At 60.7% G+C, this 12091-nt stretch carries 9 protein-coding genes; 3 read left to right on the top strand and 6 right to left on the bottom strand.

Features of this window, described 5'->3' with window-relative positions; translation table 11 throughout:
* Positions 1–102 precede the first annotated feature (102 nt).
* The gene (locus AC1DVF_RS25200; RefSeq protein WP_477783320.1) at positions 103–1140 is read right to left on the bottom strand and encodes a LacI family DNA-binding transcriptional regulator; all 1038 of its coding nucleotides are present in this window, start codon (positions 1138–1140) and stop codon (positions 103–105) included.
* Between the two features lie 205 nt (positions 1141–1345).
* Here AC1DVF_RS25200 and AC1DVF_RS25195 point away from each other — a divergent pair, with 205 nt between their 5' ends.
* From AC1DVF_RS25195 to mgrA, 3 genes are all read left to right on the top strand, one after another.
* Positions 1346–3571 (top strand): TonB-dependent receptor, encoded by a 2226-nt coding sequence (locus tag AC1DVF_RS25195; protein ID WP_460130530.1) that lies wholly within the window; start codon positions 1346–1348, stop codon positions 3569–3571.
* A gap of 1 nt (position 3572) precedes the next feature.
* Positions 3573–4892, top strand: a complete 1320-nt coding sequence (locus AC1DVF_RS25190) for an LLM class flavin-dependent oxidoreductase (protein WP_116256379.1) — start codon at positions 3573–3575, stop codon at positions 4890–4892.
* 65 nt (positions 4893–4957) lie between these two features.
* Positions 4958–5995 (top strand): L-glyceraldehyde 3-phosphate reductase, encoded by a 1038-nt coding sequence (mgrA, locus tag AC1DVF_RS25185; RefSeq protein ID WP_034148469.1) that lies wholly within the window; start codon positions 4958–4960, stop codon positions 5993–5995.
* Positions 5996–6206: 211 nt separating this feature from the next.
* Here mgrA and tauD read toward each other — a convergent pair whose 3' ends face one another.
* The 5 genes from tauD to gshA all read right to left on the bottom strand — a co-directional run bounded on the left by tauD (position 6207) and on the right by gshA (position 11870).
* Entirely contained in the window at positions 6207–7049 is an 843-nt protein-coding gene (gene tauD / locus AC1DVF_RS25180) for a taurine dioxygenase (RefSeq protein ID WP_477783319.1), read from the bottom strand.
* A gap of 143 nt (positions 7050–7192) precedes the next feature.
* The gene (gene tauC / locus AC1DVF_RS25175) at positions 7193–8032 is read right to left on the bottom strand and encodes a taurine ABC transporter permease TauC (RefSeq protein ID WP_116256377.1); all 840 of its coding nucleotides are present in this window, start codon (positions 8030–8032) and stop codon (positions 7193–7195) included.
* Positions 8029–8823, bottom strand: coding sequence for a taurine ABC transporter ATP-binding subunit (gene tauB, locus AC1DVF_RS25170; RefSeq protein WP_093440624.1), 795 nt, complete (start codon positions 8821–8823; stop codon positions 8029–8031). Before tauB ends, tauC begins: the two co-directional genes overlap by 4 nt.
* 16 nt (positions 8824–8839) lie before the next feature.
* The gene (gene tauA / locus AC1DVF_RS25165; RefSeq protein ID WP_460130535.1) at positions 8840–9817 is read right to left on the bottom strand and encodes a taurine ABC transporter substrate-binding protein; all 978 of its coding nucleotides are present in this window, start codon (positions 9815–9817) and stop codon (positions 8840–8842) included.
* A gap of 469 nt (positions 9818–10286) precedes the next feature.
* Complete coding sequence (gshA, locus tag AC1DVF_RS25160; RefSeq protein ID WP_460130537.1) at positions 10287–11870, bottom strand: glutamate--cysteine ligase; 1584 nt, start codon at positions 11868–11870, stop codon at positions 10287–10289.
* Between the last annotated feature and the right edge of the window lie 221 nt (positions 11871–12091).

Raw genomic sequence — 12091 nt, 5'->3', positions numbered from 1 at the left:
GATTTCATGTACACAGGAAATCCCTGTGGGAGCGAGCCTGCTCGCGAAGGGGCCACCTCGGTGTTCTTTAGAGCATAGCCAATCCAGCCCCCACCATATTCATCAGGTGCTTTTGCGCTCGATGACCTGGCATTGCAGCAGGTTCAGACGTTGCACTTCGTCGCTCGGCAACACGCCAAGACTTTCCAATACGCGTGTTGCGGCCAGTACGCCGATCTCCAGCGCCGGCGGTTTGATCGTGCTCAGGCTAGGTAGCAGCATCTCGGCGAACGGGTAATCGCCGAAACCGAGGACGGCGCAGTCCTCGGGGATCTTGAGGCCTGCGCGTTGCCCGGCGAGCAGGCCGCCGGCGGCGAGGTTGTCGTTGGCGAAAATGATTGCGTCGGGGCGCGGTGAGGCATTCATCAGCGCATCCATCGCCTGTTTGCCGGCCTCGAATGGCGCTCGATCGGCGTCAGGGGCGTAGATCCAAGGGTCCAGGCCGGATTCGCGCAAGGTCGCCGCGTAACCGTCGCGGCGTTCCAATGCGCTGAAGTCGCCCGCAGCGCTGTTTTGCACGAAGGCAATGCGTCGGTAGCCTTTTCCCAGCAGATGTTTTGCCGCCTTCACGCCCACTTCAAAATGCGAAAAACCGATCTGCATCGGCTCACGCTCCGGCTGGTAATCCCACGTCTCGATCACCGGAACATCCGCCTCGGCGATCATCTTTTCCGTGCCCGCACTGTGAAAGTGACTGGTCAGCACCAGCGCCGCTGGCGACCAGCCGAGAAACGCACGCACGGCGTTTTCTTCTTGTTCAGTGCTGAAGTAACTCGACGCCAGCAACAGCTGATAGCCATGGCGGCTGAGTGTGTCGCTGAAGCCTTGAATGGTATTGGCGAAGATCGGCCCGGAGATATTCGGGATCACCATGCCGACGATTTTCCCCCGCGCCGAGGCCAGCCCGCCGGCCACCAGATTCGGTACGTAACCCAACTCGGCCACCACCGCCGCAATCCGCTCGCGACGCTCGGGCGAAACCTGCTCAGGCTGGTTGAAATAGCGTGACACGGTGATCGCCGAAACCCCGGCCTCACGCGCCACGGCATTCAGCGTTACACGCCCGGCGCCACGGCGTTTGCGGGGTTTTTCTTCGCTCAAGGCTCGATCCTTCTTAAAAACCAAATCGCATATAAAAGTAATTTTTCAGTATTTGACGCTCTATGTGCGGCTTGCCAATACTGTCGATGGTAGCGCTAACAAAGCGCGCTGTCTGCTACTCGCTCGAGCGAATGCCCAAGACACCGATTCAGGCGCTGTCGTCGCAGAACGGCAGCGGTTAAGGGCCAATTTCGAGCGGGCAAACATGCACAACATTCCTGGGGCGACAAACAAACTGGCGCAATCGATCCGCGCCGCCGGCTGGTTATTCACGGGGTTGGCGGCGCTGCCGTTGCCCAACGCATTCGCTGCCGAGAGCAGTGATCAGGAGCCAACACTCAAATCGGTGACAGTCACCGCGACCCGCCGCGAAGAGTCACTGCAAAAAGTGCCGGTCGCGGTGTCGGTGATCGACGGCGAACAACTTGAGCGCGACAACCGCAACGGCGTGGCGAGCATCGTCCAGCAAGTGCCGTCGCTGAACTTCCGCACTGGCGCTTCGAACAAGGACACCTCGTTGTTCGTGCGCGGTGTCGGCACGATTTCCACCTCGCCGGGTGTCGAGCCGACCGTGGCGACGGTGATCGACGGCGTGGTCTACGCGCGTCCCGGGCAATCCACTCTCGACTTGCTGGATCTGGAGCGCGTCGAAGTGCTGCGCGGCCCGCAAGGTACGCTGTTCGGCAAGAACGCCTCGGCCGGTGTACTCAACATCACCAGCAAGGCACCCACCGCCGAGACCCATGGCTACATCGATCAGTCGTACTACAGCGGCAACGAAAGTCGCACCCGTTTCGGCATCGGCGGCAGCCTGATTCCGGACACGTTGAAAGGCTCGATCAGCACGCTGTTCGGCACCTACGACGGCAACGTCGACAACCAGCACAATGGCCAGGAGGTCAACGGCTACAACCATCGCGGCGTGCGCGGCAAACTCGAATTCACCCCGAATGACGACGTCACCTTCACCCTGATCGCCGACTACATGCAGTCCCATGACGACGGCCCCAACGGCGTGGTCAGCAAGTCGCTGACGCCGGCCTTCGCCAACGCGCTGAACCCGGTCAATGCGACTAGCCACAATCGCGATATCAACACCGACACCCGCAGCCATGTCGAGGACACCAACAAGGGCCTGTCCGGCCAGCTCGACTGGCAACTGGGCGATTACACCCTGACGTCGATCACCGCATGGCGCGGTTGGGACAACACCCAGTATCAGGACGGTGATCGTCTCGGTACGGTGACGGCGGCGTTCCCCGGCACGGCGGACAAAGGTGATCTGGCCTTCGATCAATATTCGCAAGAGCTGCGCCTGGCCTCGCCGAAGGGCGAGTTTCTTGAGTACGTCGGCGGCCTGTTCTACATGCACGGCAAGGATGACGAGACCTATCAGCGCACGCTGAACACCACCACGCGCACCGACCGAGGCGTCGCCGATTACAGCACCACCAGCGACAGCTATGCGGTGTTCGGTGAGAGCACGCTGAACTTCACCTCGGATTTTCGTGGCATCGCCGGCCTGCGCTACACCCACGATGAGTTGGAATACGATCACCGCCGCGTCTCGACCTCGTCGACCACCGTCAGCGGCATTCAACCGGCCACCAGCAGTTCCGGTTCAGTGGACGAAGACGGTTGGTCCGGCCGCCTCGGTGTGCAGTACGACTTGAGCGATGCTGTCACTACCTATCTGACCTACTCGCGCGGCTACAAAGGCCCGGCCTACAACGTCTTCTTCAACATGCAGCCGCGCGATACCGAAGCGCTGAAACCGGAGACCTCCAACACCTGGGAAGCGGGCATCAAAGCCACTTCCTGGAACAATCGCCTGACCACCAATCTCGCGGTGTTCCACAGCGATTACGACAACTATCAGGCGAACTTCTTCGACACCGTCGCCGGGCAAGTGGTGACGCGCCTGATCAACGCTGGCAGCGTCAGCACCGAGGGCGTCGAACTCGATTACGCCTTGCAGGCCACCCAGCAATTGAAACTGTCCGGCGCACTCGCCTACACCCGTGCGCGCATCGACGAATTCGCCTGCCCGGCAGGCGCAGCGGCGTCGTGCAACGTCAACGGTAAACCGCTGCCGTTCAGTCCGGACTGGAAAAGCTACGTGCGCGCTGACTACAGCATCCCGCTGGATAACGGCCTGGATATCGAACTCGGCACCGACTATAGCTGGCAGAGCGAAGTGCAGTACGACATCAGCCAGAACGTCGACACCAAGCAGGGCGCCTACGGTCTTTGGAACGCCAGTGTCGCGCTGGCTGATTACAGCAATGGCTGGCGCGTGGCACTGCTGGGCAAAAACCTCACCGACAAGTCGTACTCGCCATTGCTCGCCAGCGGCGGCAATTACATCTATCGCGCCGTGCCACGGGATGACGAGCGCTACTTCGGCGTGCAACTGCGCAAGGATTTCTGAGATGAGCAGACAGTTGAAACTCGGTGCATTCCTTATGGCCACCGGGCACCATGTGGCAGCGTGGCGTCATCCGGATGTGCCGGCGAATGCGGGTCTGGATTTCGCCCATTACAAGCGGCTGGCGCAAATTGCCGAGGCGGCGAAGTTCGATGCGTTGTTTGTCGCTGACAGCGTCGCCGCGCCAACTCAGGACATCGCCAGCCGCATGGCGCGTTCCGATCACTTTGAACCGCTGACCTTGCTCTCGGCCCTTAGTGCGGTCACCGCGCATATCGGCCTGATCGCCACGGCGACCACCAGTTACAACGAGCCGTATCACGTGGCGCGCAAATTTGCTTCGCTCGATCACCTGTCGGGTGGCCGCGCGGGGTGGAATCTGGTGACGTCGGACAATGCTGCCGAAGCGCTGAATTTCGGGCGTGACGAACACATTGGCCACGCCGAACGCTACAGCCGAGCCCGCGAGTTTCATCAGGTGGTGACCGGGCTTTGGGACAGTTGGGAGGACGATGCCTTCTTTCGCGACAAGGCCAGCGGAGCGTATTACGACCCTTCGAAATTGCACGTTCTGGATCATGTTGGTGAACATTTTCGCGTCAAAGGTCCGCTGAACGTTGCGCGTTCGCCGCAGGGGCAACCGGTGATTGTTCAGGCTGGATCTTCGGAAACCGGGCGCGAATTGGCGGCGCAAACCGCTGAAGTGGTGTTCACCGCACAGACTTCGCTGGCCAGTGCCCAAGCGTTTTACGCTGACCTCAAAGCACGTTTGCCCAAGTACGGGCGCAGCGCGGATTCACTGAAAATCATGCCCGGGGTTTTCGTTGTGGTCGGCCGCACCGAAGCCGAAGCGCGGGAAAAATGTGAAACGTTTCAGCAATTAGTCGAACCCGAGGTTGGCGTCGCCTTGCTTGGGCGTATGCTGGGCAACTTCGATTTGTCGAAGTACCCGCTGGACGGGCCGTTGCCGGAGTTGCCGCTGACCGAAAGCGGTCAGCAGAGCCGGCAGAAATTGCTCACTGAACTGGCGGGCCGGGAGAACCTGAGCCTTGCCGAACTGGGGCGCAAGATTGCTGGCGGACGCGGGCATTACAGCCTGGTCGGTACGCCGGAGCAGATTGCCGATCGTTTGCAGGAATGGTTCGAACAAGGCGCAGCGGACGGTTTCAACGTGCTGGTGCCGCACTTGCCCGGCGGGCTCGAAGACTTCGCCAATGGCGTGGTCCCGGAACTGCAACGGCGCGGGCTGTTCAGAACCGAGTATGAAGGCCGGACCTTGCGCGAGAACCTGGGTCTGGCCCGACCCGGCAATCGATTTGTGTAACACCCTTCGCGAGCTTGCTCGCGAAGCAGTCGACACCCTATTCAAGACAGACAAGAGAGGATTCGATGACTTACACCGCTGCCGAAAACCGCTACGACTCCATCCCTTACCGCCGCGTCGGCCGCAGCGGTCTGGTGCTGCCGGCGTTGTCGCTGGGTCTGTGGCACAACTTCGGTGACAGCACGCCGATCGACACCCAGCGCGCCTTGTTACGCACCGCGTTCGACCTGGGCATCAACCACTTCGACCTGGCCAACAACTACGGCCCGCCCTACGGCAGTGCCGAGATCAATTTCGGTCGCCTGCTGCGCGAAGACTTCAAGCAGTACCGCGACGAGCTGATCATCTCCAGCAAGGCGGGTTGGGACATGTGGCCCGGCCCTTACGGCCAGGGCGGCGGCTCGCGCAAATACGTGCTGGCCAGCCTCGACCAGAGCCTGCAACGGCTCGGTCTGGACTACGTGGATATCTTCTATTCGCACCGTTTCGACCCGGACACCCCGCTGGAAGAAACCGCCAGCGCCCTCGCCACCGCGGTGCAACAGGGCAAGGCGTTGTACATCGGTATCTCGTCGTATTCCGGGGTAAAAACCCGCGAGATCGCTGCGCTGTTGAAAGAGTGGAAAGTACCGCTGTTGATCCATCAGCCGGCGTACAACCTGCTCAATCGCTGGGTGGAAAAAGACCTGCTGGATACCACCGATGAACTCGGCACGGGCGTGATTGCTTTCACTCCGTTGGCGCAAGGTCTGCTCACCGACAAATACCTCAACGGCGTGCCGGCGGATGCGCGGGTCAATCGTCCGGGCGGCGGTTCGTTGCAGGCTTCGCACCTGTCTGATGCCAACATCGCTCATGTGCGCGCATTGAACGAGATCGCCAAGCGTCGTGGTCAAAGTCTGGCGCAACTGGCGCTGGCGTGGACGTTGCGGGATCCTCGGGTGACCTCGGCACTGATTGGGGCGAGCCGGCCGGAGCAGATTATCGAGAACGTCGGGGCGTTGAAGAATTTGAGCTTCAGTGCTGAGGAATTGGCGGAGATTGACCGGTTTGCCCAAGAGGGTGGGATCAATCTTTGGGAGAAGCCTTCGACGGCGGAGTGATGAAGATTGGGTTTGGTCAGCAAGATCCATCCCCCTCACCCCAGCCCTCTCCCCCAGGGGGGCGAGGGGGAAAGGGAGCCGATCTTCATGCTTTTCAAAACTTGAATTCAACCCGACATTTCAGGTCGATGTAGCTAGTACAAACACCTCGGTCAGTTCCCTCTCCCTCCGGGAGAGGGTTAGGGTGAGGGGCTTTTGCCTTTGAAAGGACTCAGCGAAAAAACGGCACATCCCCCAACACCGTCGCCCGCTGCATCACCCGCCGCGCCGGCCGATAATCATCCACCGCGTAATGCTGCGTCACGCGGTTATCCCAGAACGCAATGTCGTCCTGCTGCCAACGCCAGCGAATGGTGAATTCCGGTCGCGTTGCATGGGCGAACAGAAACTTCAGAATCGCCTCGCTCTCGGTTTCCGACAGCTCATTGATCTTCGACGTGAAGCCTTCATTGACGAACAACGAACGCCGCCCGCTGACCGGATGCGTACGAATCACCGGGTGCGACAGCGGTGGATTCTTGCGTCGGGTCTCTTCCCACTGCGCCAACGCTTCCGGCGTATTGCCGTAGCGCTCCAGCGGAAACGAGCGAGTGAAATCGTGAGTCGCGGTCAGCCCTTCGAGCAAGGCTTTCATTGGCGCCGACAGCGCTTCGTACGCAGCAATCCCGCTGGCCCACAGCGTGTCGCCACCGAACTCCGGCAGCAACTTGGCGCTGAGCACCGCGCCCATCGCCGGCGTCGGCAGGAAGGTCACGTCGGTGTGCCAGATCGCGTTGTCGCGCACGTCGGTGACGGCGGTGTCGAGGATCAACACTTCCGGTTGTTCCGGTACGTTCGGGTAGATCGGGTGAATGTGCAGGTCACCAAAGTACGCAGCGAAACGCGCCTGTTGCGGCGGTTCGATTGGCTGGTTGCGGAAGAACAACACTTGATATTTGAGCAGCGCCTGTTCAATGGCGTCGCGGTGTTCCAGGGTCAACGGCTGGCTGATGTCGACGCCGCTGATCTGTGCGCCGAGGGCTGAGCTTAATGGGGTGATGTTCAGGCTGCTCATGGTCTTTCTCTTCGAATTCGGGGTTCAAGCTTTTGTAGGAGTGAGCCTGCTCGCGATTGCAGACTGGCAGTCAATGCTGTGGTGAATGACACACCGCAATCGCGAGCAGGCTCGCTCCCACAGGGGAAGTTTTACAGGGCGATTTAGTGGGCCTGGCCGTGCCACGGCACCAGTTTGCGCTGCAGGGCGCGCAGGCCCATTTCCATGGCGAAGGCGATCAGGGCGATGACCAGAATCCCCAGCACCACCACATCGGTGACCAGGAACTGCGCAGCCGACTGCACCATAAAGCCCAAACCGCTGGTGGCCGCGATCAGTTCAGCAGCAACCAAGGTCGACCAACCAACGCCCAGACCAATACGCACACCCGTGAGAATGTCCGGCAGAGCGCTCGGCAAAATCACATGGCGAATCAGCTGCAAACGCGTCGCGCCCAACGACTGCGCTGCGCGCAATTTCGCCGGATCAACCGTGCGCACACCGGTCGCCGTGGCAATGGCGATCGGCGCAAAAATCGCCAGATAAATCAGCAGCACTTTCGACAACTCACCGATGCCGCACCAGATCACGATCAGCGGCAAATAGGCCAGCGGTGGAATAGGGCGGTAGAACTCGATCAGCGGATCGAGCACGCCACGGGCGATGCGGTTGGCGCCAATGGCAATGCCTACCGGCACGGCGGTCAGAATCGCAAAACCGAGGCCCAGACCGATGCGGCTCAGGCTTGCGCCGAGGTGCTGCCACAACGTTGAATCCATGTAACCGGTAGTCGCCAGCAACCAGCCCTTTTGCAGCACGGCGGACGGTGGCGGCAGGAACAGTGGTTCGATCAACCCGGTGGCAGTCACCGCCCACCAGATGGCCAACAACGCGAACAGCGTCAGCAGGCTGATCCAGCGAGTGCTGAGGCTGCGACGTACAGGAATGGCCGCCGAAGCGCTGACCGGTTTTACCGCAGCCGAGGAAACGTCGTAACTGCTCATGCGCGCTCCTGCCGTTGCCCGGCGCTGCGTTGCGAGAACACTTTGCTCAGCACGTGTTCGCGGGTTTCGATAAAACTCGGATCGGATTTGATCGCCCGGGCGGATTCACCGGCGGCATAACGCTGACCGAAATCCAGATGCAGGCGCTCAACGATCTGCCCCGGATTCGGTGCGAGCAGAATCAGGTCAGTGGCGAGGAAAACCGCTTCTTCAATATCGTGGGTAATCAGGAAAACCGGCTTGGCCGTGCGCTGCCAGACTTGCAGCAACAGCTCCTGCATCTGTTCGCGAGTGAATGCGTCGAGGGCACCGAAAGGCTCGTCCATCAGCAACACCCGCGGATCAGCGGCGAGGGCGCGGGCGAGGCCAACACGTTGTTTCTGGCCGCCGGAGAGTTGCCAGATGCGGCGACTTTCGAACCCTGAAAGATCAACCAGCGCGAGCATTTCACGGGCGATTTTTTCGCGCTTGTCCTTGGCGATACCGGCCAGCTCCAGACCGAACGCGACGTTCGCCAGCACGTCCTGCCATGGCAGCAACGCATCATCCTGGAACACCACGCCCCGTTCGGCGCTCGGGCCTTTGACCGGCACACCGTCGAGGGTGATGCGCCCGGCGCTCGGCTCGACGAAACCGGCAATCAGGTTCAACAGCGAAGTCTTGCCACTGCCGGACGGGCCGAGAGCCACCAGCAATTGCTGAGGCCCCAGGGTCAGAGAAATATCCGCCAGCACCGGTGTCGGGCTGCCCGGGTACTGTGCGCTGATGCGCTCCAGCTGTAGCAAGGCCATCGCGGTTAACTCCCGATCAGTTGGTGATGTATTTGGCGCTGACGTATGGCGCGTAGTCCGGCAGAACCGCTTCGACCTTGCCTTGCTCCTTGAGGAACGCGGCGGTGTCAGTGATGGCTTTGGTGGTCGGCGCGCCGAGGCTGACGACTTGGTCCGCCGCCAGCGGGTAGACGTTGCCTTGCAGCAACAGCGGAATGTCGCTGGCCTTGGCGCCTGAGAGTTTCACCAGTTTGTCGACGTTGGACTGATCGGCGAGCCAGGCTTTCGGGTCTTTGCGGTAGTCGGCGTAGGCGTCGAGGGTGACCTTGGCGAACGCGGTGACGATTTCCGGGTGCTTCTCGGCGAAGTCTTTGCGCACGATCCACGCATCGAAGGTCGGCGCGCCAAACTTGGCCAGTTCGCCGGAGGTGATCAGCACTTTGCCGTTTTCCTTGGCCACGCCGAGTGCCGGATCCCACACGTAGGTGGCATCGATGTCACCGCGTTTCCACGCGGCAATGATCGCTGGCGGGGCGAGGTTGAGCACGGTGACCTTCGACGGGTCGATGTTCCAGTGCTTCAGCGCGGCGAGCAGGCTGTAGTGACCGGTCGATACGAATGGCACGGCGATTTTCTTGCCGATCAGATCCTGTGGCGTCTTGATGCCGGAACCGTCGCGCGCGACCAGTGCTTCAGCGGCGCCGATCTGCGTGGCGATGAGGAAAGTTTCGACCGGGACTTTGCGCGTGATCGCGGCGGTCAGCGGGCTCGAACCGAGATAGCCGATCTGCACGTCACCGGAGGCGATGGCGGCGATGATGTCGGCGCCGTTGTCGAACTTGCGCCAGGCGATGTCGGCTTTGGTGGCTTTTTCGTAGGCGCCGTCGGCCTGGGCGACTTTCGCCGGGTCAACGGTGGTTTGGTAGGCGACGGTAAGGTCGGCGGCCTGGGCCAGAAAACTCGCGGCAGCCAGGGAGGCTACGGCGAGCAAGCGAAGCGGGAAATTCAGTTTCATTGAACAGCTCCATATCAGGCGACCGAGCGTCGGCGTGAAAGGAGACTAAATGATCTAAGAATCGGTAAATAAATAACTTTTTAGAATGAGCTTATGAGCGGAAAAATCTAAGGCGCGGGGGGATTGTGAATATTTCGGATAGATCGTTCCCACGCTCTGCGTGGGAATGCAGCCGGTGACGCTCCGCGTCACCTGGACGCAGAGCGTCCCTTGAGGCGTTACCACGCGGAGCGTGGGAACGATCAGAATTGTGGATATTTCGGATCTTGCGCTCGACGTTAAATCTTTGCCCCCTCACCCCAGCCCTCCCGAAACGTCGGACCGCCCCCAAGGGGGCGAGGGGGAAAGGGGGCCGATCTCTGTGCTTTTCAAGGCCTGATTTCGGCTGGATATTTCAAGTCGGCGTACTTCGTATCAACACCGCGGTCAGTCCCCTCTCCCTCCGGGAGAGGGCTAGGGTGAGGGGCTTTTAGTTGCTGATTGCGAGAATGCTTGCCTGATACGACCCGACGAATACGTCGAAATCACCGACTTCGTTCTGCTCCAGCTCAGCCTGCGCTGCCAGAGAAGTACGCGCCAACTCCTCAAACTTCGCCTGCTCATCCGCCACCAACGGCTCGCTACGGAAGAACTCCGCATGCGCCTGACTCTGACGCAACGAGAACTGCGCAAAGCTTTCCTTGTGCTCTGCCATCGCCGCCAGCACTTGCGCCGAAGGTGTCAGGGACGGATCGCTGACCTTGGCCAGTTGCGCGTCCAGCGCCTTGCTATGGGCATCGCCGCCATGGCTCTGATCCAGCAACGCCGCCAGTGGAGCGATCTGCTCCAGCAGTTCGGCCGCCCAGGTCTTCATCTCGACCGGTTCACCGTCACGCTGCAATTGCAGGCCTGGACGACGACCTTCCTTGACCACGCTGAGGAAGTTCGAGGTGGCGTTGCCGCACGAGGTGTTGGTCAGCAACGGGCTGTCGCTCAGCGCGCAGAACAGCAGGAACGCATCGAGGAAGCGCGACTCGGTGAGGTCGATGCCCATCGGCAGGAACGGGTTGATGTCCAGGCAACGCACTTCAACGTACTGAATGCCACGGGCCACCAGCGCCTGAATCGGCCGCTCGCCGGTGTAGGTCACGCGTTTCGGGCGGATGTTGGAGTAGTACTCGTTTTCGATCTGCAGGATGTTGGTGTTGAGCTGCACCCACTCGCCATCCTGGTGCGTGCCGACTTCAACGTACGGCGCGTACGGCGTGGCCACGGCTTTGCGCAGACTGTCGGTGTAGCTTGCCAGATCGTTGTAGCACGGCGTCAGGCCGGCCTGGGCGTTGCTCTGATAACCGAGGTCGCTCATGCGCAGGCTGGTCGCGTAGGGCAGATACAGCGTGTCCGGATCAAGTTGTTCCAACTGATGCGACCGACCGCGCAGGAAGCCTGCATCCAGCGCCGGCGAGGCACCGAACAGGTACATCAGCAACCAGCTATAGCGGCGGAAATTACGGATCAGCGCGATATAGGACGTCGACTGGAAATCGCGATCCGTGCCGACAAAACCTTCGGTTTCGCGCAGCAGTGGCCAGAGCTTTTCCGGCAGGGAGAAATTGTAGTGAATCCCGGCGATGCACTGCATGGTCTTGCCGTACCGCAGGGCCAGGCCCTTGCGGTAGACGTACTTGAGCTGACCGATGTTGGAGGTGCCGTAGTAGGCTATCGGGATGTCTTCCTCGGCCGGCAACGGGCACGGCATCGATGGACTCCACAGGTACTCGTTGCCGAGTTTGCTGTAGGCAAAACGGTGAATCTTGTCCAGGCTCGCCAAGGTATCAGCCGGGTCGGGCAGGGCGGGCGTGATGAATTCCAGCAGCGACTCGGAGTAGTCGGTGGTGATTTGTTCGTTGGTCAGCGCGGAACCCAAGGCTTCGGGGTGCGGCGTTTGCGCCAGGCGACCTTCGCTGGTCACGCGCAGGCATTCACGTTCGATACCGTGCAGGCACTGCTCGAGCAGAGAGAGGTTAGCGCGCTCGCCGAGCAGAGCCAGGCGGCGGTTGAGAAGTTCGCTCAATTTGGATTCCTTCACGCGTCAGTCGCCCCAATATGGGGGTGGGCAAGACGGTCTACAAGGGTGAAGTTGAAACTGGCGTTTTCGCCTGGTTTTATAGCGGCAGGCCATTTGCCGGTCAGTCAAGAACTGCACAATCCCTGTGGGAGCGAGCTTGCTCGCGAAGAGGGTTTATCAGCCAACATTTCGGTTGCCTGACACACCGCCTTCGCGAGCAAGCTCGC

It is taken from the genome of Pseudomonas sp. P4_D7 (assembly GCF_056401755.1).
This window is presented reverse-complemented; position numbering and strand designations above follow the sequence as displayed.

Bases quoted from the DNA above. Each gene is read 5' to 3' on its own strand.
- AC1DVF_RS25190 (WP_116256379.1), top strand. From the start codon at position 3,573: ATGAGCAGACAGTTGAAACTCGGTGCATTCCTTATGGCCACCGGGCAC.
- tauA (WP_460130535.1), bottom strand. From the start codon at position 9,817: ATGAAACTGAATTTCCCGCTTCGCTTGCTCGCCGTAGCCTCCCTGGCT.
- mgrA (WP_034148469.1), top strand. From the start codon at position 4,958: ATGACTTACACCGCTGCCGAAAACCGCTACGACTCCATCCCTTACCGC.
- tauC (WP_116256377.1), bottom strand. From the start codon at position 8,032: ATGAGCAGTTACGACGTTTCCTCGGCTGCGGTAAAACCGGTCAGCGCT.
- tauB (WP_093440624.1), bottom strand. From the start codon at position 8,823: ATGGCCTTGCTACAGCTGGAGCGCATCAGCGCACAGTACCCGGGCAGC.
- tauD (WP_477783319.1), bottom strand. From the start codon at position 7,049: ATGAGCAGCCTGAACATCACCCCATTAAGCTCAGCCCTCGGCGCACAG.
- AC1DVF_RS25195 (WP_460130530.1), top strand. From the start codon at position 1,346: ATGCACAACATTCCTGGGGCGACAAACAAACTGGCGCAATCGATCCGC.